The 25,878-nt window shown below is 66.4% G+C and carries 21 protein-coding genes and 2 tRNA genes; 11 read left to right on the top strand and 12 right to left on the bottom strand.

Features of this window, described 5'->3' with window-relative positions; genetic code table 11:
- Position 1 precedes the first annotated feature (1 nt).
- Positions 2–1,522, top strand: a complete 1,521-nt coding sequence (locus tag AC07O0_RS22160; protein ID WP_494625831.1) for a tripartite tricarboxylate transporter permease — start codon at positions 2–4, stop codon at positions 1,520–1,522.
- 30 nt (positions 1,523–1,552) lie between these two features.
- Here the strand turns inward: AC07O0_RS22160 and AC07O0_RS22155 are convergent, their stop codons facing one another.
- Positions 1,553–2,275: a GntR family transcriptional regulator gene (locus AC07O0_RS22155; protein ID WP_494625830.1), complete on the bottom strand. Its 723-nt coding sequence runs from the start codon at positions 2,273–2,275 to the stop codon at positions 1,553–1,555.
- Positions 2,276–2,359: 84 nt separating this feature from the next.
- Positions 2,360–2,434 (bottom strand) — tRNA-Gln (locus AC07O0_RS22150).
- A 178-nt stretch (positions 2,435–2,612) separates the two neighbouring features.
- Here AC07O0_RS22150 and AC07O0_RS22145 point away from each other — a divergent pair.
- A tRNA-Pro gene (locus tag AC07O0_RS22145) sits at positions 2,613–2,689 on the top strand.
- A gap of 144 nt (positions 2,690–2,833) precedes the next feature.
- Here the strand turns inward: AC07O0_RS22145 and AC07O0_RS22140 are convergent.
- Together AC07O0_RS22140 and AC07O0_RS22135 are read right to left on the bottom strand one after the other, a co-directional pair.
- Complete coding sequence (locus AC07O0_RS22140; RefSeq protein WP_494625829.1) at positions 2,834–4,297, bottom strand: methyl-accepting chemotaxis protein; 1,464 nt, start codon at positions 4,295–4,297, stop codon at positions 2,834–2,836.
- Positions 4,290–4,607, bottom strand: a complete 318-nt coding sequence (locus tag AC07O0_RS22135; protein ID WP_494625828.1) for a hypothetical protein — start codon at positions 4,605–4,607, stop codon at positions 4,290–4,292. Before AC07O0_RS22135 ends, AC07O0_RS22140 begins: the two co-directional genes overlap by 8 nt.
- A gap of 323 nt (positions 4,608–4,930) precedes the next feature.
- On the opposite strand from AC07O0_RS22135, the gene AC07O0_RS22130 reads away from it, so the two are divergent.
- Positions 4,931–5,074: a hypothetical protein gene (locus AC07O0_RS22130; RefSeq protein ID WP_158673395.1), complete on the top strand. Its 144-nt coding sequence runs from the start codon at positions 4,931–4,933 to the stop codon at positions 5,072–5,074.
- A gap of 78 nt (positions 5,075–5,152) precedes the next feature.
- Here the strand turns inward: AC07O0_RS22130 and AC07O0_RS22125 are convergent, their stop codons facing one another.
- Positions 5,153–5,779 carry a biotin transporter BioY gene (locus tag AC07O0_RS22125; RefSeq protein WP_494625827.1) on the bottom strand — a complete coding sequence of 209 codons (627 nt, stop codon included), beginning with the start codon at positions 5,777–5,779 and terminating at the stop codon, positions 5,153–5,155.
- A 109-nt stretch (positions 5,780–5,888) separates the two neighbouring features.
- On the opposite strand from AC07O0_RS22125, the gene AC07O0_RS22120 reads away from it, so the two are divergent.
- Complete coding sequence (locus tag AC07O0_RS22120) at positions 5,889–6,824, top strand: MBL fold metallo-hydrolase (protein ID WP_494625826.1); 936 nt, start codon at positions 5,889–5,891, stop codon at positions 6,822–6,824.
- 3 nt (positions 6,825–6,827) lie between these two features.
- Here the strand turns inward: AC07O0_RS22120 and AC07O0_RS22115 are convergent, their stop codons facing one another.
- From AC07O0_RS22115 to ilvD, 5 genes are all read right to left on the bottom strand, one after another.
- Positions 6,828–7,604, bottom strand: a complete 777-nt coding sequence (locus tag AC07O0_RS22115) for a DUF1499 domain-containing protein (RefSeq protein WP_494625825.1) — start codon at positions 7,602–7,604, stop codon at positions 6,828–6,830.
- Positions 7,605–7,809: 205 nt separating this feature from the next.
- On the bottom strand, positions 7,810–9,147 hold the full coding sequence (locus AC07O0_RS22110) for a hypothetical protein (protein WP_494625824.1): 1,338 nt from the start codon (positions 9,145–9,147) through the stop codon (positions 7,810–7,812).
- 9 nt (positions 9,148–9,156) lie between these two features.
- Positions 9,157–11,211: a caspase family protein gene (locus AC07O0_RS22105; protein ID WP_494625823.1), complete on the bottom strand. Its 2,055-nt coding sequence runs from the start codon at positions 11,209–11,211 to the stop codon at positions 9,157–9,159.
- A 111-nt stretch (positions 11,212–11,322) separates the two neighbouring features.
- The gene (locus AC07O0_RS22100) at positions 11,323–12,195 is read right to left on the bottom strand and encodes a DMT family transporter (protein ID WP_494625822.1); all 873 of its coding nucleotides are present in this window, start codon (positions 12,193–12,195) and stop codon (positions 11,323–11,325) included.
- A 28-nt stretch (positions 12,196–12,223) separates the two neighbouring features.
- On the bottom strand, positions 12,224–14,065 hold the full coding sequence (ilvD, locus tag AC07O0_RS22095) for a dihydroxy-acid dehydratase (protein WP_494625821.1): 1,842 nt from the start codon (positions 14,063–14,065) through the stop codon (positions 12,224–12,226).
- A 135-nt stretch (positions 14,066–14,200) separates the two neighbouring features.
- On the opposite strand from ilvD, the gene AC07O0_RS22090 reads away from it, so the two are divergent.
- The 4 genes from AC07O0_RS22090 (at position 14,201) to AC07O0_RS22075 (ending at position 20,386) form a co-directional block, all read left to right on the top strand.
- Entirely contained in the window at positions 14,201–15,061 is an 861-nt protein-coding gene (locus AC07O0_RS22090) for a LysR substrate-binding domain-containing protein (RefSeq protein WP_494625820.1), read from the top strand.
- Between the two features lie 475 nt (positions 15,062–15,536).
- On the top strand, positions 15,537–17,738 hold the full coding sequence (locus AC07O0_RS22085) for a methyl-accepting chemotaxis protein (protein WP_494625819.1): 2,202 nt from the start codon (positions 15,537–15,539) through the stop codon (positions 17,736–17,738).
- A gap of 100 nt (positions 17,739–17,838) precedes the next feature.
- On the top strand, positions 17,839–18,624 hold the full coding sequence (locus AC07O0_RS22080; protein ID WP_494625818.1) for an alpha/beta fold hydrolase: 786 nt from the start codon (positions 17,839–17,841) through the stop codon (positions 18,622–18,624).
- Between the two features lie 187 nt (positions 18,625–18,811).
- Positions 18,812–20,386, top strand: coding sequence for an EAL domain-containing protein (locus AC07O0_RS22075; protein WP_494625817.1), 1,575 nt, complete (start codon positions 18,812–18,814; stop codon positions 20,384–20,386).
- Between the two features lie 72 nt (positions 20,387–20,458).
- Here AC07O0_RS22075 and AC07O0_RS22070 read toward each other — a convergent pair whose 3' ends face one another.
- A complete protein-coding gene (locus AC07O0_RS22070; protein ID WP_494625816.1) occupies positions 20,459–21,244 on the bottom strand; it encodes a bestrophin-like domain in 786 nt (261 codons plus the stop codon).
- Between the two features lie 495 nt (positions 21,245–21,739).
- Between AC07O0_RS22070 and AC07O0_RS22065 the strand changes: the two genes are divergently transcribed.
- Complete coding sequence (locus tag AC07O0_RS22065) at positions 21,740–22,612, top strand: hypothetical protein (protein ID WP_494625815.1); 873 nt, start codon at positions 21,740–21,742, stop codon at positions 22,610–22,612.
- Positions 22,613–22,676: 64 nt separating this feature from the next.
- On the opposite strand, the gene AC07O0_RS22060 is transcribed toward AC07O0_RS22065, so the two are convergent.
- Positions 22,677–24,299, bottom strand: coding sequence for a long-chain-fatty-acid--CoA ligase (locus tag AC07O0_RS22060; RefSeq protein ID WP_494625814.1), 1,623 nt, complete (start codon positions 24,297–24,299; stop codon positions 22,677–22,679).
- Between the two features lie 194 nt (positions 24,300–24,493).
- On the opposite strand from AC07O0_RS22060, the gene AC07O0_RS22055 reads away from it, so the two are divergent.
- Both AC07O0_RS22055 and AC07O0_RS22050 read left to right on the top strand, forming a co-directional pair.
- Positions 24,494–24,895, top strand: a complete 402-nt coding sequence (locus AC07O0_RS22055) for a MarR family winged helix-turn-helix transcriptional regulator (protein ID WP_454028764.1) — start codon at positions 24,494–24,496, stop codon at positions 24,893–24,895.
- On the top strand, positions 24,895–25,743 hold the full coding sequence (locus AC07O0_RS22050; RefSeq protein ID WP_494625813.1) for a patatin-like phospholipase family protein: 849 nt from the start codon (positions 24,895–24,897) through the stop codon (positions 25,741–25,743). Before AC07O0_RS22055 ends, AC07O0_RS22050 begins: the two co-directional genes overlap by 1 nt.
- Positions 25,744–25,878 lie beyond the last annotated feature (135 nt).

Below are 25,878 nucleotides of genomic sequence, written 5' to 3'. Positions count from 1 at the left end.
AATGGACATCCTGAACCAGCTCATCGCCGGCTTTGGCCTCGCGCTGCAGCCGATCAACCTGTTCTGGGCCTTCATCGGCTGTGCGCTCGGCACCGCCGTCGGCGTCCTGCCTGGCATCGGCCCCGCACTGACCATTGCCCTGCTGATGCCGGTGACGGCGCAGGTCAATCCGGCATCGGCCTTCATCATGTTCGCCGGCATCCTCTACGGCGCCCTCTATGGTGGCTCGACCACCTCGATCCTGCTTAACACGCCGGGCGAGAGCGGCTCGGTGATGACCGCGCTCGAGGGCAACCGCATGGCCCGCAGCGGCCGCGGTGCCGCGGCGCTGGCCACGGCGGCGATCGGTTCGTTCGTCGCCGGCACGATCGGCACGCTCGCCCTCACCTTCCTCGCGCCGGCGATCGCCGAGCTCGCCTTCGTCTTCGGCCCCGAGGACTATTTCGCGCTGATGGTGCTCTCCTTCACCTCGGTCGCGGTGGTGATGGGGCGCTCGCTGGTGCGCGGCTTTTCCGCTCTGTTCTTCGGCCTTGCGCTGGGGACGATCGGCATCGACACCCAGACCGGCCAGACGCGGATGGTCTTCGGCATGCTCGAACTGCTCGACGGCGTCTCCTTCACTGTGGTGCTGGTCTCGCTCTTCGCCATCGGCGAGACGCTCTACGTCGCCAGCCGCCATGCTTCGGCGCCACCTGCGATCAATCCGCTCTCCGGTGGAAGCTGGATGACGCGGCAGGATTGGAAGCGATCGTGGAAGCCCTGGCTGCGCGGCAGTGTCATCGGTTTCCCGATCGGGGCGCTCCCGGCCGGCGGCACAGAGATCCCGACCTTCCTCTCCTATGCGCTGGAACGGCGCCTGTCGAAGCACCCGGAAGAGTTCGGCCAGGGCGCGATCGAGGGCGTCGCCGGGCCTGAGGCCGCCAACAACGCCGCCGCCGCCGGCATCCTCGTGCCGCTGCTGACGCTCGGCCTGCCCTCGACCGCGACGGCTGCCGTCCTGCTCGCCGCCTTCCAGAACTACGGTTTGCAGCCCGGGCCGATGCTGTTCGCCACCAATCCCACCCTGCTCTGGGGCCTGATCGCCTCGCTCTATATCGGCAACCTGATCCTGCTCATCCTCAACCTGCCGCTGGTCGGCATCTGGGTGCGGCTGCTGCTGATCCCGCGCCACTACATCTATGGCGGCATCGTCGTCTTCGCGCTGGTCGGCGTCTGGGGGCTGTCGACCTCGTGGATGGCCCTTGCCCTGATGTGCGGGCTGGGGCTGATCGGCTATGCCGCGCGCGTCTATGATTTCCCGATCGCGCCCGTGCTGATCGGCCTGATCCTCGGGCCCCAGGCCGAGATTCAGCTGCGGCGCGCGCTGGCTGTCAGCCAGGACGACTGGAGTGTCCTGGTCGGCACGCCGATCTCCGCATCGCTGCTCGCTATCGCCGCCCTGGTGCTGATCGTGCCGCCGCTGCTCGCCTACCGGCGCAGGCAAGCTGCTCCGGGCGGGGAACAGACAGCGTCAGCCGGCTGACGCGCCGGCGCGAGCGGCATAAGTCCTGACTCAGGCTCCGGAGTTGCGCTGGCGCTTCACCGGTCGCGCGGCTTCGGCGCTCGCGAGCGCTGTCTGGAGCGCCATTCGGGCGGCGCGGATATGGCGCCGCATGAGGATCTCGGCGAGCTCGCCGTCGCGATGGCCGATCGCTTCGGTGATCCGCAGATGCTCCTGCCAGGCTTCGCGGCCGCGCCCAGGCACCGTCGAGTGCAGCCGCCGGCACAGGCGCAGGCGCGGATAGAACTGCTCGCAAAGCAGTTCGGCCAGGATCGGATTGCCGCTGCCCTTGGCGATCCGGCGGTGGAAATCCGCCTCGGGCTCGTCCTGCAGATAGGCGCCGAGCGGGTTGCGCTCGATCTCGCCGCGATGGCCCTGGACCAGGGCCTGCAGCGCGGCGATCTCGGCATCGCTCATGCTCTCGGCGGCGAGGCGGGCGGCCATGCCTTCCGCAGCCTCGCGCACGTCGAGCAGAGCGAGGAATTCCGCCGCGGTCGGCTGCGCCACCCGGGCGCCCTGATTGGTGACATAGGTCACCAGCCCGCGCTCCTGCAGGCGACGGATCGCCTCGCGCACCGGCGCGCGGCTGATGCCGTAGCGGCGCGCGATGACGGGCTCGCTCAGCTTTTCGCCGGGCGCGATCTCGCCGGTGACGATCGCGCTGGTCAGGGCGTCGTAGAGCTTGTCGCCGATGCCGGTCTTGCCGCCCGGCATTGCAGGAATCGATTCAACCATGTCTTGCTCGAGCGATTCGACAGCGGGGACTGCAGCGAAGAGTACAGAACTCCGCTCTGTGAATCGCCGGATATCTGGAAAGCATGGCTGGGGCGCCAGGATTCGAACCTGGGAATGGCGGTACCAAAAACCGCTGCCTTACCGCTTGGCGACGCCCCAATGCGCGTTGCCTTCTAGTGCGCGTCGTCGCGCCGCGCAATATCGGATCACCCTCTGGACCTCGGCGATCGTCCCGTCGACCGGGCGAGCCCGGCGTTTGCGGAAAAGATTGCACAACCCATATCCTTGCCTGTTGCGCCGCGGCAGCGGGCTGGCTATAAGCCGGCCACCAGTTGATCGGAGTGTGGCTCAGCCTGGTAGAGCACCTCGTTCGGGACGAGGGGGTCGCAGGTTCAAATCCTGCCACTCCGACCAAAATTTCCCGAGATATTGCAAGATATTAGAATGATGGCCCCTCGGGGCCTTTTTCTTTGACCGACAGAAGCACCGACAGTTTGGGAAGCAGTGCTAACCGCCTGACGCGCCCAGCTCACATTCCCGCGCCGGTTGGCAGCGCCCCTAGGCCACCCGGATCCGGCCGAGGAACTGCGCCACCTCGGTGTCCAGGTCAGCGGATTGGCGCGAGAGCACGTCGGCGGAATCCGCGACGTGATTGGCAGCTTCGCCGGTTTCCTCGGCGACGCGGCTGACGATGTCGATGTGTCCGCCGGCCGTGACGGTCTCGCTCGCGGCCTGCTTCACATGCTCTGCGATGCCGGCAGTCGCGATGTTCTGCTTTTCCACCACCATCGCGACCGCGCCCGAGATCTGATTGAGAGTGTCGATCGTTGCCGTCATCGTGTCGATCGCGCTGACCGCGTCGGCCCCGGACAGGCTGATCGCGTCGATCTGGCTCTGGATCTGCTCGGTCGCCCGCCAGGTCTCGGAGGCAAGTCCCTTGATCTCGTGCGCGACCACGGCAAAGCCGCCACCCATGCTGCCGATCCGGGCCGCCTCGATCGAGGCGTTGAGGGCGAGCAGGTTGGTGTGCCGGGCGATGGTCGAGATCATATGGGTGACGTTGCCGATCTCCTGCACCTTGCGCGAGAGATCGCCGACCCGGTCGAGTACGGTCAGCGCCTGCTGGGTGGCATCGCCAACGAGGCGGGCGGCCTCGTTCACCTGACGATCGACCTCCGTGAACGAACTGGCCAGTTCCGACGTGGCATCGGTGATGGCGATGACGTTCGAGGACGACTGGCGCGACGCTGCCGATGCCGCGCTCGAGCGCTGCGACACCTCGGCGGCGCCGGTGCGCATCTGCTCGGACGCGGCCCGCAGGGACGAGATCGATGCGATGACCGCCCGGGCGATGCCGGCGATCTTGCGCTCGAACTCGTTGGCAAGGTCATGCAGGATGCGCCGCCGCTCATGTGCCGCATGCGCCGTCGTTTCCGCGACATCCTTGCGCGCCTCGTCGGCGATCGTCCTGGCCGCAGTCGCCTCGGCACGCTCCCGCTCGGAGGCCTCGACCGCCTGCCGCAGCGACCAGACGATCCAGGTCAGCGCCGCAGCTTGAACCGCGACGATGGCGCCATGCAGAAAAGCGCGCCGAATGTCATTGCCACCCGGGAAGACACCGATCGAATAGAACAGGCTCAGGGCGAGGTGGTGGACGGTGATGGCGAGTGTTGCCGGCAGGAAGATGCGCCAGTCGAGCCAGCCGACCAGCACCGCCAGCATGGCGAAGAAATACATGTGCAGGTCGGCCTGGTAGGGATGCCCGCCGAAAGCGTAGACCAGCAGCATGACCTGACCGACCAGCGCGATGCTGGATGTCTGACGTGTGACCCACCCAATGCGGTCGACCCGCCAGGCGAGCGTCCCAAGGATCGCGAGCCCCGCCCCCGCAGCCGAAAACGTCGGCATATACGACGCTCCCTCGACGGGGAGGCCGACGATCAGGAGCAAGGCCGCGTTCCCCCACAGGATCGCGATCAGGAGCCTGGCGAAGCGCGTGCGGAGCCGCTCGACCTCACCCACGGACGACGCTCCTCGCCCGGCGAATGCACGCTTCGGCCAATGAGCCGTCGACCACGAGCCACGCCCCGGCGCGATAGAGCGAGGCGGCATAACCGTCGCCGTCCCCGATGCTGATCGCAACCGTGGCGGCCGCATCGAGCTGAAGGAGGCTGCCGCCGGCCTGCGAGACGGCACGTGCCATCTCAGGCTGGGAGGTGCCTGCCGGGAAGAAAGCGGCAATCGGCTGCCCTGGCACCGGCCAGGCTGCAACCAAGAACGCCGCAAGCGCCATGACCAGGCCCAAAATCAGGCCAAAGCCGATCTCACGCATCGCGTGCCCCCCGGCAATCGATCAGCAGTGAAGATACCACGGCAAGAGTGTGGTTATTCGGCTTTACAACTCGTAAACGGGATCGATTACTATTGCATCATGCGCGATAGCGTGATCGCGAGAACATTCAGCCAGACAAAGACTGACGCCGTCCGATCCATGACGCATGCCGCGGCTGAACGGGCCGAAAGCGGCGCTATAAATCCCTGGGCGGCGGCTGCAGCGGGCCGGTCCACGTCGTCTTCACCGCGATGCGGCAGGCTCCAGTGGCGCGGCAGTTGCTCCACCGCTATGCTCGCGCCGCAATCTGGAGCCGCGCTCGCATGAAATCCGCCTTCCGCCTCATCGCCGTCCTCGGCCTCACGACACTGCTCGCCGGCTGCGACCGCTGCGGCAACATGATGGAACTCGACATGTTCCTGCAGCCGGTGAAGAAGGTCTGCACCGGCCAGAAGCCAGCGGGCTGACCTTCTCCGAGCGATCGCGTAGGCAACAAAAAAGCCGGGGCCAGGCCCCGGCTTTCTGATTCTGTAGTGCCGTTCGGCTCAACTGCGGCGCTTCAGCACCGACCAGCCGGCCCCGACCAGGCTCGCCGCCAGCGCCGCCTTGATCAGGTCGCCGAGCAGGAAGGGTTGCACGCCGGCGACCCAGGCCTTGGCGAAGCCGATCCCGGTCGCCCCGCTCGCCATCTGCGCGCCGAGCGCCAGCCAGGCGAAGCCGAGCGCCATCAGCACGATCTCGGCCAGCACCACACCACCGGCGAGACGCCAGAGCGAGGCGCCGCGCGAGCCGGCCCAGCCGGCGATCACGGCCGCGGCGACGAAGCCGATCAGGAAGCCGCCGGTCGGTCCGAGCAGATAGAGCGGGCCGGCCGCGACCGGCGGGGTGTTGGTGAAGACCGGCAGGCCGAACAGGCCATAGGCGATGTAGAGCGCGACGGTCGCGGCGCCGAGGCGCGCGCCATAGGCAGCGCCGAGGCCGAGCACGGCCAGCGTCTGCAGCGTCATCGGCACCGGCCAGAACGGTACCTTGACCTTGGCGGCGGCGATGATCAGCAGGCTGCCGACGACGGCGAGCGCGACATTGCGCAGGACGCGCGTACGCGGATCCGACAGGGCCGGCAGGGCCGCGTTGACCATGGAGGTGGCGGGCAAGGACAGCGTCTCGGCCATCGGATCTGATCCTTCTTCTTCGGGCGCCGTCGACGCCCGGCTCGTTCGTCTATAGGAAATGGCCCGCCGGCCGACAAGCCGGTCACCATGCCCGATCCCGGATGCGCAGATGCCCAGCTCCACTTCCGATGCCGACGAGCCGCTCGACTTCGACCGCGATCCGGGCGCAGCCTCGGGCGAGCTCGTGCAGCTCTCGCCGCTGGTGCGCCGCTTGATCGCCGGCAATGGCGGGCCGATGACCTTCACCGGCACCTGCAGCTACATCGTCGGCCGCGGCAGGATCGCAATCATCGATCCCGGCCCGGACGATCCCGGACATGTCGCGGCCCTGCTCGCGGCGATCGCCGGCGAGACCGTCACCGATATCGTCATCACCCACACCCACCGCGACCATTCGCCGGCCTCGCGCGCAATCCAGGCCGCGACCGGAGCCCGCATCGTCGGCTGCGGCCTGCACCGGCCGGCGCGCGAGCTTGTCCTCGGCGAGATCAACCCGCTCGACGCTTCTGCCGACAAGGACTACGCGCCCGATCTCGTCATGGCCGAGGGCGACGCCGTCTCCGGCCCGGGCTGGACGCTCCAGGCGCTGGAAACGCCCGGCCACACCGCCAACCACCTCGCTTTCGCGCTGCCGGAGGAGACCACCCTGTTCTCCGGCGACCATGTCATGGCCTGGTCGACGACGATCGTCGCCCCGCCCGACGGCTCGATGGTCGCCTATATGGCCTCGATCGAGAAATTGCGCGGCCGCGAGGACCGGCTCTACTGGCCCGGCCATGGCGGCCCGGTCCGCGAGCCGCAGCGCTTCCTGCGCGGGCTGGTGCAGCACCGGCGCCTGCGCGAGGCGGCGATTCTCGGCCGCCTGCAGGCCGGCGACGAGACGATCGCCGAGATGGTGCCACCGATCTATCAGGAACTGCCACCTCGCCTGCTCGGCGCCGCCTCGCTCTCGGTGCTGGCCCAGCTCGAGGACCTGGTCGAGCGCGGCGTGGTGCTCTGTGACGACGGGGCGCCATTGCTGGCGAGCCGCTACCGGCTGGCATGAGGCTCAACGCAGCTCCACGAGAAGCTTCACCTCCTCCTCGAACGCCGCGATGCGCCTGGCATTGGCGCCGAAATCGAAGCCGCCCAGCCGCGATGCCGAGCGGATGTCGATGCGGCTGCCATCGGCACGCGGCCGGATGCGGATGGTGATGTCGTCGACGAGGCGCAGCACGCGCGAGCGCGCGACGGCGTCGAGCCGCCCTGCCCCGCTGCGCCCGCCCGGCGCCGCCCCCTCCAGCACCTGCCAGCCGAGATTGACTGAAGCCTTGCGGGCGAGGTCGTAGGCGACCTCCGCCGGCAGTTCGAGCACGATCGGCAGCGCCTTCGGATAGCCTTGGCGCTGTGCCTTGCGCCGCTCGGCCGGAAGATCGGGCGGCACGATCCCGCCTCTGGCGGTCAACGCGACGCGCGAGCGGCTGAAGGCCGGCGGCTCGTCGATATCGGTCGAGACGTCGGCCAGGAACGGCAGCGTCGCCAGCTGGAAGCCGCCATAGGCGACCGGCGCGAGCAGGAGCAGGCAGAGCACGAAGGCCTGCACGGCGATGCCGGTGCCGCGATGCCCGTCCTGCCAGATCCTGACGAAGGCCGCGAGCGCCAGCAGGAAAGCCAGCAGCACGAAGACATAGGCGCCGGCGATCGGCGCGAGGCGCTCGACCGAGGGCTGGCCGAAGCGGAAGATCAGCACGGCGAGCGCGACGACCGTCAGCCCGAACAAAGCCAATCGCCGGCTCCAGATCGCCGCGCGCGAAATCGGCTCCTCGAAGACGAGACGACGATGCATCTCTCTTAGGTGCTTGAGCCTCGGGAAGAAAACAAGGGATGCCGGAGACCCCAGCCCTCCTATTCAAAACAAACCGCCGTCATCCCGGACAAGCCGCGCAGCGGCGCAGCTCCGGGATCCATCGTAGAGCGCAGTTCCCTACGATGGATTCCGGCGCTCCGCTTCGCTACGGCCGGAATGACGCGCGGTGGCAGATCATTCAATCTCAGCGCACGACGATCGGCGCCGTAGCCTCGACCATGCCCGGCACGGCCCGCAGCTTCTCGATCAGGTCGAGCACCTCGTCCGGCTGCAAGATCGCCGCATCGTCGCTCGCGCTCGGCGCCGCCTTGAGCCAGCGCTGGCGCAGCGCCGCCGGCAAGTCCGCCTCTGTGCCGAAGCAGGCGAACAGGTTCTCGAAAGCGGCGTCGAGCACGATGTCGCCCAGCCCGAAATCGTAAGGGTAGGACTGGCCACCGGTGCGCAGAACGCTCTTGCCCGCCTCGCCACGGACCGGCAGCACGACCGAGGCGGTGCCATCCGAATCCAGCACCCAACAATAGAGTTTCGTGCCCGCCTTGCCTTCGATCCGGACATCGAGGCGGCGCCCCTTAGCAAAGGGAGAAGCCGCCGGCAGCAGAGCGAGCCGCGCTCGGTCCGAGCCGGCTGTGGCGGCGACATGGTCAAGGAAGGGGCGCACCGCAGGATCACAGCCCAACCCCTCGACCGGGATGCGATTGCGTCCGCTCAGTGCCAGCACGGTATCGCCGCGGCGGAATTCCAGCTCCATCCAGCTCTGGCCTTCGCGATCCCTGCCGAAACGGCCGCGCGTCGTCACCTCGGCGCCGATAGCGGCACACTGGCCGGGTGCCGCCTTGCGGATCTCCAACGGCCTGGCGCCCAGGACGCGGTCGTCGGATCGCGATTCGGCGTCGAGCGCCAGCAGCAGCCGCTCCCCCAGCGCGGCGCTGCAGGCGCTGTAGCCGCTCGCCGCCGAGAACGGACAGATGTCGACCCGTTTCAGCTCCGGCGCGGCGCGCACCAGATTCTCGACTGCCTTGCTCATCACCTGGTCGATGTCGACCACGCTTGGCTTGGTCCGGATCGCGATCTCGACCGGCTCGCTCGTGACCTTGCAGTCGCCCGTTTTGGAGATCGCTTGCAGGCGAAAGCTTGCTTTGTCCTCATGCCTTGCCGGCTCGGTGAAGAACACGCTGGCGTCGCCGTCGAACGCCTTGCGGATCTGCGCCTCGGCATCGCTCGGCTTCTGCAGGTTGAGGCTGTCACGCAGCATCTTGATGCGCACGACATCGGCGCTCGCCGCCAGCCTGACCCGCCCTTCACTCTGCAGACGGCTCTCGATCGCCAGCCTGACCTCGTCGGCCTGCGTGCGCGACAGCACCTGCTGGCCGGCGTCGAAGCCGACCACGGCGAGCGAGAGATCGCGCTGCCCCGAGCAGGCCGCGACATTACCAAGCCAGGTCGACAGGGTATCGGCTCGCGCAGCGCCAGCAACGGCGAGGGACAACCCAACGACGATAACGCTACGCAGCAAACCGTTCACAGCCGGGCTCTAATGCTCCTGCTCCAGCGACCGCGCATAGCCATCGAGCGCCCGCACGAAGACAGGGTTGAAGCGGCCATCGATCGCGCCGCTGTAATGATCGGCCTTCTGCGCGGCGCGTTGCAAGGCCCGCACCGTGTCCGGCTTCAGCTTCTGCTCGGAGACGTCGCTGGCGGAGATCGCCGCGGCGCCGGCCTCGCCCTTTTCCAGTGCCTTGATCAGCATCTGCAGCGAACTCGTGCCCGGAAAATATGAGCCGAAGCCGTTGTCGATCAGCGTCGCCATCGAGACCATCGCAATCGGATCGCCCTTGTCGGCGGCCTGGCGGAACAGGTCGAAGCCTTTCTGCGGGTTCTTCGGGAACCCCGGCCGGCCCTCGAGATAGGCCGGCACCAGCTTGGCGATCGAGAAGGCGTCGCCCGCTTCCGCCGCCTTCTGGTACCAGCGCAGCGATGCCGCCTCATCGCGCGGCCGGCCGCGGCCATATTGCAGCATGCGCCCGACATTGCTCATCGCGATGGCGTTGCCGGTGCCGGCAGAGCGTTCATAGAGCGAAAAAGCCTTCTGCAGCTCGACCTTGCTGCCCTGGCCGTTCTCGTAGAGCGCGCCGAGATTGTTCATCGCCGCGGCGCTGCCGGCATCGGCCGCCTTGTCGTAAGCCGCGAGCGCATCCCTGTAGCGCTCGGCTTTGTCATAGGCGCGGCCGAGCTGGTAGGCGAGCCGCCTGATTTGCGGCTGCGACTCGGCTGCTTGCTTGCAGGCGGCGATCGCGGCGCGGGCATCGATCCGCGCGAACTTCACGCCCTTGACGCCCTCGCGCCGGTCGGGATCGGCAGGGTCGCCGGCGAGCTCGTCGCACTCCTGCACGCGCGGATCGCGCGAGGCGTCGCTGCGGCCGAGATAGCCCTCGGCAAGGGAGCGATAGGCGCAGACCGCGCCGCAGCCCTTGAGATAGTCCTCGTACTTGCCGGAGCCGCCGAGCCTGATCCAGTTCTGTTCATCGCTCGCGGCTTCGCCGCTGCGGCGCTTGTCGAGCAGCAACGCCATCGCCGCCTCGCGATAGCCGCAGGTCTCGCCGCAGCGCGCGACATAACCCTCGAGCGCACTGCGCTCACCTGCTGCCTTGGCCCGCTGCCAGTTGGCCTCGTCCCGCGCCAATGCGACCGCCCGCGCCACCGCCGGCACCGGCTGCGCCACCGGTAAAGCGATCGAGGCAAGGTCGATCTCGGGCGCCTGTTCGCGGCCGCTGTCGCGCCGCGCCGCGGCCTCGACGCTGTCCTTGAGATAGCGCTGCAGGTCGGACCAGGCGAGCGGACCGCTCTCGGGCGCACCGGCCGGCCGCGCCAGGCCGGCAGCGCCCATCAGGAAGCGGCTGGTGAACAGGCCGAGCTTCTGGTTCTCGTCCCAGTTGGCCGGGGTCGCGCCGGAGGTCGCGACCAGCTTGACGATGCCGCCGCCGGTGCGCGGCTTGGCCGGGGTAAAGCCCGGCGCCGAGACGGCGAGCAGGCTCTCGCCCTTGCGGCCAGTCTCGCCGGTGAAGCAGGCGTCGATCATCACGATCAGCTGGCGCTGCGCTCCGATCTTCTGCCGGACCAGTTCGAGGTTGCGGTAGAGCGTCTGCAGCGCGTAGCCGCTCTCGCTGGCGTTCGGGTTGCCGTCCTGCGGCAAAAGGAAGGGCTGGCGCGTCGCGAGATCCGGCACGCCATGGCCGGAATAGTAGACGAAGACGTTGGAGCGGCCCTCGACCGCGCTGCGCCAGAGCCGCCCGCCCTGCGGATTGGCTTCGCTGCCGAACATCTGGGTGAGCTCGCCGAGCGTTGCATCCTTGAGCAGGAAGACGTTCTGCTCGCGGAAGCCGAGCGTGCCGGTGAGGTAAGTCCTGATCGCCTCGGCATCGTTATGGGCGTAGTCGACCGTGCTGGTCTGCTTGTAACTCTTGTTGCCGACCACGACCGCGATCGACTCGGCATTATCGGAGAGGGTGACCGGCGGCGCCTGCGCGATCGAAGGCGAGATGAGCCCGAGCCAGAGCAGGGCTACGATCAGGAACGCCGGCAAGGCCACCTCCAGAACCCGCGCGCCGGCACTGTCACAGGCTGGCGCGTCGATTTGTCGATGCGGCTTTTGTCCGGACGATCCGTGGCGAAGATGTGACGCCGACAGAAGCACAAGCGCTCAGGCCGCGTCGGTGGTCGCCAGCCAGATGCCCGCGCCGACCACCGCGATACCGACGACGAGGTTCCAGCCGATCGGTTCGTTCAGCATCTGCGCCCCCACGAGCGATGCGGTGACCGGATTGACCGTGACCGTGACGGCAACGCGCGTCGGCGAGGCGCGCTCGAGGGCGAAAGCCCAGAGATAGAACGTCAACGCCGCCCCGAATGCGCCGAGATAGAGCGCCGCCGACCATTGCTGCCAGCCGAACTGCGCCACGGCATCGAAGCTGCCTCGTATCGCCGAGACGGCGATCAGCACCAGCGCCCCGATCGCCATCGCGATCGTGGTGAACGGGATCGGCCCGCAGCGCCGGATGACCGGCTTCGACCAGATCCCGTAGAGGGCCATGCAGAACGCCGCCGCGATCATCAGGAGATCGCCGAGCCAGGCCTGCGGGGGTGCATGGGCGAGACCTGCGAGAAGCGCGAAGCCGACGCCCGTCATCGCAGTCAAGACGCCGGCCGTCTTGCGCGCCGTCAATCGCTCCTTGGCAAGCACCGCGCCGACGACGAGCGACAGAAGCGGCAGGGTCGAGAGCGCCAGCGCCCCGCGCGCGCTGCTGGTATAGATCAGCGAAGCGTTGAACAGGATCGGGAAGATCGCGAAGAACAGCAGCCCCAGTCCGGCAGTCTGGAGCCAGTCCTTGCGATCAGGCCAGCGCCGGTCACCGAGCAGGGCGACCGGCACGAGCAGCAGACAGCCAATACCGAAGCGGAACGAACCGATCGCCAGTGGATCGAGGTGGCCGACGAGATAGCGGGTCGCGGCGATGGAGGTTCCTCCAAGCGCACTCGACGCCGCCGCGGCCACCACACCCCAGAGCTCGCTCATGCCGGGGCCTCCGCTGACTCGGGTCAGCTCAATCGATCGCGCGCACCGCCCCCTTGGCCGCGCTGGTCGCCAGCGCCGCATAGGCCTTGAGTGCCGTCGAGACCTTGCGCTTGCGCGGCGCCGCCGGCTTCCAGCCATCCTTGCCCTTGGCGTCCATCGCGGCGCGCCGGCGCGCCAGCTCCTCATCGGAGACCTTGAGGACGATGCTGCGCCTGGGGATGTCGATCTCGATCACGTCACCGCTCTCGACCAGGCCGATCGCGCCGCCCTCGGCCGCCTCGGGCGAGACATGGCCGATCGAGAGGCCCGAGGAGCCACCGGAGAAGCGCCCGTCGGTGACCAGCGCGCAGGCCTTTCCGAGCCCCTTCGACTTCAGATAGCTGGTCGGATAGAGCATCTCCTGCATGCCCGGCCCGCCGCGCGGCCCCTCATAGCGGATCAGCACGATCTCGCCGGCCTTGACCTTGTTGTTGAGGATGCCCTCGACTGCCGCGTCCTGGCTCTCGAAGATCACCGCCGTGCCGGAAAAGGTCAGGATCGAGGCATCGACACCGGCCGTCTTCACGATGCAGCCGTCGAGCGCGATGTTGCCGTAGAGCACGGCGAGGCCGCCATCCTGCGAATGCGCATGCGCCTTCTCGCGGATGACACCGCCCTCGCGGTCGAGGTCGAGCTCCTCATAGCGCCGGTCCTGGCTGAAGGCGGTCTGCGTCGGCACGCCGCCGGGCGCGGCGCTGTAGAAGGAGCGCACCGCCTCGCTCTGCGTCTGCCTGATGTCCCAGCGCCCCAGCGCTTCGGCCAGCGTCGCGCTGTGCACGGTCGGCAGCGAGGTGTCGATCAGCCCGGCCCGGTCGAGCTCACCGAGGATCGCCATGATGCCGCCGGCGCGATGGACATCTTCCATGTGGACGTTGGCGACGGCCGGCGCGACCTTGCACAGCACCGGCACGTTGCGCGACAGCCGGTCGATATCGGCCATGGTGAAGTCGATCTCGGCTTCATGCGCCGCCGCCAGCAGGTGCAGCACCGTGTTGGTCGAGCCACCCATCGAGATGTCGAGCGTCATCGCGTTCTCGAACGCCTTGAAGCTCGCGACATTGCGCGGCAGCACGCTTTGATCATCTTGTTCATAGTAGCGCTTGGCGATGTCGACGATCAGATGTCCGGCCTCGACGAAGAGGCGCTTGCGGTCGGCATGGGTCGCCAGCGTCGAGCCGTTGCCGGGCAAAGCGAGGCCAAGCGCCTCGGTCAGGCAGTTCATCGAATTGGCGGTGAACATGCCCGAGCACGAGCCGCAGGTCGGGCAGGCCGAGCGCTCGATCACCTCGACTTCGCTGTCGGTGTATTTGCTGTCGGCGGCGGCGACCATGGCGTCGACCAGGTCGACCTTCTTCAGCACGCCCTCGGCGATGTACTTGCCGGCCTCCATCGGGCCGCCCGAGACGAACACGGTCGGGATGTTCAGGCGCATCGACGCCATCAGCATGCCGGGGGTGATCTTGTCGCAATTGGAGATGCAGACCATCGCGTCGGCGCAATGGGCGTTGACCATGTACTCGACGCTGTCGGCGATCAGCTCGCGCGAGGGCAGCGAATAGAGCATGCCGTCATGGCCCATGGCGATGCCGTCATCGACCGCGATGGTGTTGAATTCCTTGGCGACGCCGCCGGCCTTCTCGATCTCGCGCGCGACGAGCTGGCCGAGGTCCTTCAGGTGGACATGGCCCGGCACGAACTGGGTGAACGAGTTCACCACGGCGATGATCGGCTTGCCGAAATCGCTGTCCTTCATGCCGGTGGCGCGCCAGAGGCCGCGGGCGCCGGCCATGTTGCGGCCATGGGTGGTGGTGGCGGATCTCAGCCTCGGCATGCTTGACCTCGTTGACGCTACGTCCGAACAGAAGGGCTCGCCCTATAGCTAGCGGCGGCGCGCGGCCAGCCAAAATTGAATTATTCGATTTTGATGATCGGCGTCGTCCATGCTGCGGGCGCGAGAGGCCTTGCGATGCTGCGCAATATCGACATCGACCTGCTGCGTTCCTTCGTCACCATCGCGGAGCTGCGCTCCTTCACGCGCGCAGCGACGGCGCTCAACCGCACGCAATCGACGATCTCGACGCAGGTGCGAAAGCTCGAGGAGATCGCCGGCCAGACCCTGCTGCAGCGCTCGCCGCAGGAGGTGCTGCTGACCCGGGCCGGCGAGGATTTCCTGTCCTATGCCCGTCGCATCGTCGCATTGCATGACGAGGCGCTCGACGTGGTCCGGGCCCGAAACGTCTCCGGCCGCGTCCGGCTCGCGGTGATGGATGATTACGCCACCATCGTCCTGCCCGAGACCCTCGCCCGCTTCGCCCGCTCGCATCCGGAGGTCGAGCTCGAGGTCACCACCGGCTTCACCCGCGATCTGATCGCCAGCCTCGGCGAGGCCTTCGACCTCGTGCTGGCGACGCAGAAGGCCGGGGACGGCAGCGGCGAGGTGCTGCGCAGCGAGCGTACCGCCTGGGCCTGGTCCGACCGGCACGACTTCCCGCCTGCCGGGCCGCTGCCGCTCGCCTTGCTCAAGGCGCCGAACATGTATCGCGAATGGGCACTCGCGGCGCTCAACGAGGCCGGAAGACCCTGGCGCATCCTGTTCTCCTCCTCCAGCATCGGCGCGGTCGAGGCGGTCGCGGCCGCCGGCGCGGCGCTGACCGTGGTCAAGGCCGGCACCGCACGCGAGGGATTGCGCCTGCTCGGCGAGGCCGAAGGGCTACCTCCTTTGCCGGCTTCCGAGATCGCACTGCATCTTGCGCCGGGGCGCCCAACGCCGGCCGTGCGGGCGCTGGCCGGCTTCCTCGCCGAAGCACTCGAAGTCGAGACCGGCTGAAACAGCCGGCCGCCCCTGGCGGCAATGACGGGCAGCGCCTCCAACATTTGGCTCACCAAGAATAGCCAAAGTTGAATTCTGAATTCGAAACACGCTCGGCGCGCATTTATGCTCCAGCCAGCAAATCGATATCGCCATAAACTAATCAATCAGAAACATACACAACCTTAGATAGATGCTTCAGCGAGAAAACTAGAGCAGCACCAACGGCCAAAGCAAAGTATTTAGTAAAAATTTACTGTCTCAGAGCACGATTTGCCTAGAAAATTGGCACCCTGGATTTCCCAGCATGCTCTATCGCGACCGTGTTGTCCGACAAGGTAAACATTTCCCCTCCGACGACCACTCGTCCTTTCCGATCGGCATGACCACGCCTGCGATATGGCGTCCCGTCGATTGATGCGCCCCGTTCAAGCCGCGTTGCGACGCGCGTGCCCGATCCCGCCTCGTCTCCACACTGTCTAGGACCATCAGCATGCGCCTGGCTGCCAATCTCTCCATCAAGCAGATCTTCCTGTGCATCGCAGGGCTCTACGCCGCCCTGATCGCAGCCATCATCGGGGCGTGGTATTTCCAGCAGCAGGCTGTCGATGCCCGGGCCGGCGCCTATCGCCAGGCCTACAACTCCTATCTGCTCGCCGACGAGTTCCGGCAGAGCTCGGACGACCTGACACGATTGGCGCGCACTTTCGCCGTCACCGGCAACGCGCGCTACGAGCAGCAATATCTCGAAGTCATCGCCATGCGCAGCGGCGAGAAGCCCCGTCCCGTCGAGCCGCATCGGATCTACTGGGACCTCGTCCTCGACAATGCCGTGCGCCCCCGCGGCCCAGGCCGGACCAAGGCCCTGCTCACCGAGATGAAGGAAGCCGGTTTCACCGAGGCTGAATTCGCCAAGCTCGGCCAGGCTGCCGCCAAGTCCGATGGTCTCGTCGCCCTCGAGACTCGCGCCATCAACGCCGCCAAGGGTCTGTTCGAGGATGGCAGCGGCAAATACACCGTCAAGAAGGAGCGCGATCTCAACCTCGCCCGCGAGCTGCTGTTTTCGGCCGATTACGACCGGATGAAGGCTGAGATCATGAAGCCGGTCGACGAGTTCTTCGGGCTGGTCCAGGCCCGCACCAACGCGCTCCTCGAGGCGACCAGCGCCACCGTCAGCCAGATCCAGTGGGTGTTCAACCTGCTGCTCGCCGCGCTGGTCGCGCTGGTGCTCGCCACCGGCGCACTGATCGCCTCGCGCGTCATCCGGCCGCTCGCCGCGGTCAGGACCAGCATCGACGGGCTCTCCAATGGCGAGCTCGAGACGCCGATCCCGCAGACCGGGCGCAATGACGAGGTCGGCGCCGTCGCCACCGCGCTGCTGCTGTTCCGGGACAAGCTGGTGCAGATCCGCGCTCTGGAGGCACAGGAGCGCGCCGAGGCCGCAGCCCGCGCAGCCCGGGCCGATGCGATGTCGCGCGTCGTCTCCGATGTCGGCGAGGTCGTCGCTGCCGCGGCCGATGGCGACTTCTCGGCCCGGCTGGAGATCGACGATGCCGATGAGCAGATGCAGAAGCTCGTCGCCGGCATCAACGAGATCAACGCCGTGGTCGACAGCGCCACGACCGAATTCGTCGCCGTGCTGCAGCGCGTCGCCGAGGGCGACCTGACGCAGGACATCGCCACCCAGTATCGCGGCCGCTTCGGCGAGCTGAAGGCGGCGGTGAACGAGACCGTCGAGCGCCTGTCCTCGACCGTCAGGACCATCCAGCTCACCTCTGCCGATGTCGGGCTCTCGGCCCGGGAGATCGCGACTGGCGCGGATGATCTGTCGAAGCGCACCGAGGAGCAGGCCTCCTCGCTGGAAGAGAGCGCCGCGACGACCGAAGAGCTCGCGGCTTCCGTCAAGGCTTCGGCCCAGGCCTCGCGCCAGGCGGCGACCACTGCCGAGGAGGCGATGCGCGCCGCCGAGGGCGGCGGCGAGATCGCCGGCAAGGCGGTTGCAGCCATGGCCCGGATCGAGGATGCCTCGAAGAAGATTTCCGACATCACCCGCGTGATCGACGACATCGCCTTCCAGACCAACCTGCTGGCGCTCAACGCTGCCGTGGAAGCAGCCCGCGCCGGCGATGCCGGCAAGGGCTTCGCCGTCGTCGCCTCCGAGGTCCGCACCCTGGCACAGCGCTCGGGCGAGGCCGCCAAGGACATCTCGACGCTGATCTCATCCTCGAACGCCGAGGTCGGCGAGGGCGTCAAGCTGGTCCAGCAGGCGGGCGATGCGCTGACACAGATCCTCGCGGCGTCGCAGAAGGTCGCCTCGACGATCGGCGACATCTCTTCCGCCGCGGCCGAGCAGGCCAATGGCATCGAGGAGATGAGCCAGACCGTCGCCCATATGGACGAGATGACCCAGCAGAACGCCGCCCTCTCCGAGCAGAGCGCCGCCAGCGCCAATGCGCTCAACCAGCGCATCACGCAGCTCAACGATCTCGTCGCGGCCTTCAAGACGGGTGGTGACGGCACGGCCTCGCTGCATGCCGCGCCAACCCGTTCGGCCGCCAGGCCGGCCGCCATCAGCAAGCCTGCCGCGGCGGGGCCGCAACACCTCCAGCAGCTCGCGGCCACCGCCTTCAGCCCCGCCCCGCGCAAGGTCGCCAATGCCGGCAAGCGCGGCGACAGCGGCTGGGCTGAGTTCTGAGCATCCGGCCGGCCACCTCCGGGTGGCCGGCCTCCTTGCCGACACGGCAAGGGCAAAGGCAGAATGAACATCTTGAGAACTGCCGGCAGAGCGCACCCGAGTGACGACCATCGACCAACGGGACGACCTGCTCCGGCTCGGCGACCGCCACCTGTTCACCCGAAGCTGGACGCCATCTGCCCCTGAAGCGAGCCGGCGCGCGCCGGTCGTGCTCTTCCACGACTCGCTCGGCTGCATCGAACTCTGGCGCAGCTTCCCCAAAAAGCTCGCGGCCGCGACCGGCCGGCGCGTCGTCGCCTATGACCGCCTCGGCTTCGGCCGCTCTGACCCGCATCCGGAAAAGCTCGGCATCGGCTTCGTCGCGGACGAGGCGGACAATGTCATCCCGCAGCTTTGCGATCGGCTCGGCATCGGGGACTTCATCGTCTGCGGCCACAGCGTCGGCGGCGGCATGGCGATCGAGACCGCAGCGCGCTGGCCGGGGCGTTGCCGGGCACTGGTCACCATCGCCGCCCAGACCTTCATCGAGGACAGGACGCTCGCCGGGATCAGGGTGGCGCAGCGCGATTTCCAGGATCCAGACAACCGCGCCCGGCTGGCGCGCTATCACGGCGACAAGACGCCCTGGGTGCTCGACGCCTGGATCGGGACCTGGCTCTCGCCCGACTTCGCGGATTGGGCGCTCGATCAGCCTCTGGCCAGGGTGCGCTGTCCCGTCCTCGCCGTCCATGGCGAACTGGATGAGTACGGCTCGACCCGCCACCCGAAGCGCATTGCCGAAGGGCGCGGCGAAGCGCTGATCCTGGCCGGGATCGGTCATGTCCCGCATCGCGAGGCGGAGACGACGCTGGTCGCAGCGATCGAGCGCTTCCTCGCCGCGATTTGATCCGCGGCGTTGCCCTCATCCCCGCTCCCCGCGATCTTCTGCCCGACGACTCCTCGACGAAAGACAGCTTCCTTACGGTTATCGAGCCGTTTCGTGAAAGTATATAATTTCACCAAGCCGATCAAAACTGAATATCGCACGAATATATGTTAGGATAATTCCGGATACTCTCCGGAAAGGTATTCTGATGCGCCGCCGCTTGATCCTGCCCGTCGCGATTGGGCTGGGCATCAGCTTGGGCCTGCTACCTCTGGCAGTTGCCTATTACCTGTCACAGCAGCGGGCCATTGCGATCGAACGCGTACATTTGAAGGACTATGCGAGGTGGACCTTGCAGCGGGCCGACTTGGCGGTCACGCGAGCCAAGAATGCTTTGCGCCGGCTGGTGGTGGAAAACCATGCACTGTGTTCACCACTCCACCTGGAGCGATTGCAGCAATTGGCCAGGGATATCCTCTCCGTAGAGGAAATCGATGTTTTCAAAGACGGAACGTTGATCTGCGACAGCTGGGGTCCCTCGACGAGCCCTGAGCCGATGCAAAAGCCGGATATCGCCCTGTCCGAAGGTTTTGGCCTCGTTATAGGCTCGGGGCCGACATTGCGGCGCCCGCCCGCCGCTATGGTGGCGGTCGCATACGGGCCTTACCAGGCGCTCATCAAGAAGGAGCGCTTGATCGACGTCCTGCACGACACCCCGATGGTTATCGGGATCGCCACTCATGACGGCAGGCTCCTCGCATTGTCAGGGCAGGCCGATCCTCTTCTGGTGCGGCAGCTCTCGCTGCAGGAGACCAGTGGAACGACTGGTCAGAAGGTGTTCTCCTCGCTGCGCAGCGCTGATTTCATTGCTTTCGCGATCTCGGACCACAGCGTCGTCGCCTGGCGCACCGATAGCGAGCTTTGGAAGCTCATCCCGATCGGCTTGGCGATTTCGGCGAGCATCATTGCATTGATCATCTGGGCATCGCGCCAGCGCATGTCGCTGGCAGGCGAACTGAGGACAGGAATCGTCTACCGCGAGTTCGTGGCGCACTATCAGCCCATCATCGAGCTTGCGACCGGCAGATGCGTTGGAGCTGAAGCGCTCATCCGATGGCCCAAACCGGACGGCACCTGGGTCAGGCCGGATCTCTTCATCACCTACGCTGAAGACCATCACATGATCGCACCCGTGACCGACATCATGATCGCGCGGGTGCTGGAAGACATGAAGATGGCGCTGCGGGCCGATCCCTCCTTGCACATCGCGATCAACATCTCGGCCGAAGACATCCAGAGCGGCCGCTTCCTGGACGTGCTGTCCCCCGCCCTGGAGAAAGCCCAGGTCGACCCGGCGCAAATCTGGCTCGAGGCAACCGAGCGCAGCTTCATCGAAGCCGATGCGGCTCGCGCCACGCTCGAGCGGGCACGGCAACTCGGACACACCATCGCGATCGACGATTTTGGAACGGGGTATTCCAGCCTGTCCCTTCTGGAGAGCCTGCCCCTCAATGCGCTCAAGATCGACAAGTCATTCATCGACGCCATCGGCCGCGAGGCTGCGACGAGCATCGTGACGCCATCCATCATCGACATGGCGCATACCCTGACATTCGTCGTCGTGGCGGAAGGTGTGGAGAAGGCGGAGCAGGCAGCCTATCTGAAAGCCGCTGGTGTCGAATTCGCGCAGGGCTGGCTCTACTCCAAGGCCTTGCCACCCGGAGAATTTCTTCAGTTCTACAGACAACGCAACGAAGGGGCTCCGATACCGGAAGCAGCGTGACCGCCAAACCCGCTCAGTCGCAGGCTTGGGTTCTCCGACGCCCGTCATCCTCGGAAGAGTTCGGCGCCCTTCCTACCGCGACATGTCGGCGAACGCCTCGCGCATCGCCGCGCTGGGGACGTGGAACACCCCCTGATAGGGCAGGCTGAGATCGACGATCACGAACATGATGCTTGAGACGGAGAGCACGCCGATCACCAGAACGGCCGCGCTCAGCAGCCGGCGCGGGATCTGCAGGCCGAAGCTCAGGAAGACCAGGCTGAGCCAGAAGCTCAATATGCCGACGAAGAAGTCGCCGGACGGGGCGATCGCATCCTCGATGACGTTCCATCTGGCGGATGAGACCTCCGCATAGGCCGCGCGGCAGCGGGTCGCGGAATGTTCGAGCCCCGTGGTCGGAAGGGTGTCCACCTCCGCGCCGATATCGTTCATCAGGCGCGACAGCGTCCGATCCTCACCGCGAACGGCCATGCCGCGCGTATCGGGCATGCCTGCGACCTCGGGCGCCGCTTCATGAGGCCAGGTGCTCGCGATCACCGCGGCCGTGTACTGCCGCAGCTTCAGCCTGATCGGATCGCCCGCCTCCCTGAACAGGCGCAGGCACTGGTCGAGATTGGCCAGACGCGCGGCATAGGCGGAGCGATGGCCGCTGGTGACATCGAAGCGATTCCGCGCTGTCGACAATTGTAAGGAGAGGATGAGCGCGGCGAAGGTCACCATCAGCCCGGTCACCAGCCTGATCGAATCCATGTTCTCGCTGGTGAGATGCCGCTCATGCAGGCGCTTGCGCAAAGACATGCCTGCGAGAGCGCTCAGGCTGAACAGCGCGAGGAAAGCGAAGACCAAGAGGAGTTCCATGCGATCTCCTTGTCTCGGTGAAGTATGGAGGCCCGGTCGGCGTAAGCCTCAGCTTTCCCTGACTCTCGCGCCCCGGCAATCGATATTCCCTAGCGGAAGGACTCGTCGTCCGGGTCTTGCTCTGTTGAGCCGGGACTGAAAGCACTGCGGGGCACCATCAGAGGACCGCGCGCGGGATTCAGGAGCAGCGAGCATCAGCCGCTTCTTATCTCGACATCTACATTCGACAAGCGGCCGAAAGCTGCCGCACCCGCCCCCCGCGCTCCCCTTGGACTTGCGCTTGCCTTCAAACCCTCACCGCGCGGGCCGGCGGGCTGGACGTGCTTATTCGACGGCGGCTTTCGACCCGTTGCGGACACTGTTTGGCGCCCGAGATCGCGCAAGGCGACGCCCTCGGGACACTCGGCCCGCAACTCTCCATCAGCAAACTCAGATCCAAATGGTTCCTTAAGTGCGTTGACTGTACAGCCTCCGATGTACCTTGGAGCGGACGCGGTGAAGAAGCCCAAAATTCTAGCGTTGGTACTTTTGGGCCTGATCGTACTGGTCGGTATCGTGAAGAACGTCCAGAGCAGCCGCGACGAAAAGCGATATGCCGAGCAGCAAGCGCGCATTGCAGCCGACCTAGATTTGGATCGGCAATATTCAAAATTGCCGGCACCCCGGCTCGATGTTCACGCGATCAAGCAACTATCTGGCGGTGGCAGCTATATGGGGTCATCTCTTCGGCCCTCTTTCCTGAAGCGCGTGGCTGAGCTCGGAAGGCTCCCCGTCATAGTTGCCTTGCCAGGCTGTGGGTTTGGAGTGTCCGGCGAGGACTTGCCCGAATATGTCGCCATCCTAAGTATTCATGAGAACCTGCCGCTACTGAACCGGAAATCGCTTTTTCAAGCCTGTAAAGATCGGGACCGCGATATGGTCTCAAGCATTTTGCGAGAACATTTGGTCTTCATATCCGAGTACATAGCGAGCAGCGACTGGATCGATAAGGATCGCGTTCTTCTCAGCGGCTATGGAGAAGGTGGGCCAATCGTGATTGCCGCTTCAATGTCTGGGAAGAAAATTGCGATCGGCGACTCATGCTTGATCGAATGGCCTAGGACAATTTCAGATCAGCGCAGCACGGTCCTTCGGACCTTGGACACGAATGGCCTCATGCGTGATGATTCCCCCGAGCGACCGGTCGATACTAAAGGCATACAGGCTCGGGGTATCTCGTCGCTCGTCATTGTGAAGCCTTGCCTTGGGTTGCAGCGACCGCAGGTTTATCCGCCAGCCAAGGAGATCGTGACTGCCGGCAAGATCGACATGCTGTCTTTGCCGTTAGCCCTCCGCAACGCGAGGAAGGCGATTTACGACCAGCTTTGAGATCGAGGCAACGGCGCTGCATCATCGACTTCCGCTTCCAACCCTTAGCTGACCTCCCCCTCCCTCACCTCGGCAGCCGATACGCCCGGAACATCTCCCTGAGCGCCGTCTTCTGAATCTTGCCGGTCGCGGTGTGCGGGATCGCCTCGACCAGCACGACATCGTCGGGCAGCCACCATTTCGCGATCTTGCCGGTCATGAAGGCAAGCATCTCCTCGCGGCCGGGCGTCCTGCCGGGCTTGGGCACGATCACCAAGAGCGGCCGCTCGTCCCATTTCGGATGGGCGACGCCGATCACCGCGGCTTCAGCCACATCGGGATGGCCGATGGCGAGGTTTTCGAGCTCGATCGAGGAGATCCATTCACCGCCCGACTTGATCACGTCCTTGGAGCGGTCGGTGACCTGCATGTAGCCGTGGGGATCGATGGTCGCGACATCGCCGGTGTCGAAGAAGCCGTGCTCGTCCAAAATCGGCTGGTCGTGCCTGTAATAGGCGCCGGCGACGGCCGGCCCGCGCACCTTCAGCCGCCCGAAGGTCTTGCCGTCCCAGGGCAAATCCTTGCCGTCATCGTCGGTCAAGCGGAACTCGACGGAAAACTGCGGATGCCCCTGCTTGACCTTGAGGTCGTAGAGCGCCTCGCCTTCGAGCTCGGCATAGACCGGCTTGATCGAGCAGAACGAGCCGATCGGGCTCATCTCGGTCATGCCCCAGGCATGGTCGACGGTTACGCCATACTTTTTTTCGAACGCCTCGGTCATCGCCCGCGGACAGGCCGAGCCGCCGATCACCACCCGCTTCAGCGTGTCGAGCCTGCCACCGGTTGCTTCCAGATGCTGCAGCAGGCCGAGCCAGACCGTCGGCACCGCCGCCGTCAGCGTCACGCCCTCGCCATTGAGCAGCTCCAGCAGCGAGGCGCCGTCGAGCTTCATGCCGGGCATGACCAGCTTCGCCCCGGTCATCGGCGCCGAGAAGGCGAGCGACCAGCTATTGGCGTGGAAGAGCGGCACCACCGGCATCACCACGGTGCGCGCCGACAGGCCCATATAGTCCGGCTGGGCGCAGGCCATGGCGTGCAGCACATTCGAGCGATGCGAATAGAGCACGCCCTTGGGCCCGCCGGTCGTGCCGGAGGTGTAGCAGAGCCCGGCCGCGGTGTTCTCGTCGAACGCTGCCCAGGCGAAATCAGCGTCGGCCTCGGCGAGCCAATCCTCGTAAGCAACGGCGTTCCGGAGCGAGGTCTCCGGCATATGCGCCGCATCTGTCAGGACGATGTAGCGCTCGACGCTCGGCAGCTTGTCCTGCAGGCCCTCGACCAGCCCAACGAAGGTCAGGTCGAGGAAGAGCAGACGGTCCTCGGCATGGTTGATCAGCTGGGCGATCTGCTCCGGGAAGAGCCGCGGATTGACGGTATGGGTGATCGCGCCGATGCCGCTGATGCCGTACCAGAGGACGAGGTGCCGGTCGGTGTTCCAGGCCAGCGTCGCGACGCGGTCGCCGAGCTTGATACCTTCTCGCGTCAGTCTCTTGCCGATCCTGAGCGCGTTCTGGCGGATCTCGGCATAGGCGGTGTGCCGGATCGGGCCTTCGACACTGCGGGAGACGACTTCGCGGGTACCGTGCTGGATCGCCGCGTGGTCGATGATCCGGTGGATCAGCAGCGGCCAATTCTGCATCAGCCCGAGCATGCGTTTCTCCCTGTCGTCTTGCGTCGCTTTTTGGCAGCATAGCCAGCGGACGGCTCGCGGCGAAAGCCCTCGCGTCCGCTTGCGAGATGAGTTAGTTTATAAGTAAACCATCCTAGGGAACGAACGCCTTGTCAGTGCCGCGCCCAGTCCCCGCCCCGGAACCCATCGAGCCGGATCGCGTCTGGTTCCGCTTCATGCGCCTGCACCAGCGCATGCTCGGCCAGATGACGGCGCGCATCCGCGAGCTCGGCCTCTCCATCCCGCAATTCGACCTGCTCTCGACCCTGACCGAACGCGAGGGCATCAGCCAGAGCGAGCTCGCCGAGCGCCTCTACGTCACCAAGGGCAATGTCTCCGGCCTGGTCGACCGGCTGGTCCAGGCCGGGCTGGTCGAGCGCCGTGCCATCGTCGGCGACCGGCGCTCCTACGCCATGCACCTCACCGCCGAAGGTCGCCGCCTCGCCGAGGCCGGCATGGCGACGCAGCGCGACTATGTCGCCCAGACGCTCGGCAAATTGCCGACGGAAGATCTCGCCGAGCTCGACCGGCTGGTGCTGGCCTGGCGCGAGCGCGCCCGCGCCATCGACGCACCCTGATGTTCGCCGGTCTGGCTTATGCCGGCGGCGGCAATCGCTGCTACTGGCAGGGCGGCTTCTATGAGACCGTCGCGCCGCATATCGGCCTGAAGCCGCGCCGCATCGTCGGCGCCAGCGCCGGGGCCGGCGCCATGCTCTACAACGCGCTCGGTGTCGGTCCGACCGTGCGCGAGATGCTGCGCGAAGCCTGCACCGGCCGCACCTCCGAGGTCGACTGGGCCGCCTTCCGCCGCGGTGGCAGGCTCTTCCCGGTCGCCGAGATGTATCGCGGCATGCTGGCGAGCCTGTTCACGCCGGAACGGCTGGCGGCGCTGAAAGCCCAGGCCGATTTCCTGATCGCGATCTCGCGGCCGCCGCGCTTCTGGCCATTGCCCGTCATCACCACGATCGGCATCGGCGCCTACCAGCTCGAGAAGCGCTTCCGCCGCCCGGTGCATCCGACCGTGGGGCGCAAGCTCGGCTTCCGGCCCGACCTGATCCGCATCGCCGACTGCGCCGATCCCGAGCAGCTGGTCGATGCGCTGATGGCGAGCGCCGCCGTGCCACCCTTCATGCCGGCCGGCCATATCGGCGCCCGCGCCGCGCTCGATGGCGGCCTGGTCGACAGTGCCCCGGCCTGGGCGCTGGCCGAGATGGAGGCGGCCGGCGAGCAGACATTGGTGCTGCTGACGCGGCCCTTCGCCGAGGTGCCGCAGGTTCAGAACCGCACCTATGTCCGCCCCTCGCAGGTGATCCCAGTCAGCCAGTTCACCATCCGCAACTGGGACGGCATCCGCTTCGCCTACGAGCTCGGCGTCAGGGATGGCGAGGATTTCCTGAGGACGATGGCGCGGCGGAAGGCGGGGTAGTCGTAGCTAAGGCAGTGCCATCCGCCTCGTCATGCTCGCCCTTGTGGCGAGCATCCACGTCTTGAACACCACTCTCGACGAAAGAAGACGTGGATGGTCGGGACAAGCCCGACCATGACGGATGCGGTTCCTCCG

The sequence above is a fragment of the Allobosea sp. GW821-FHT10B12 genome (genome assembly GCF_059415545.1).
Note: the sequence above shows the minus strand (reverse complement) of the source record. Positions and strands in the feature narration are given on the sequence as shown.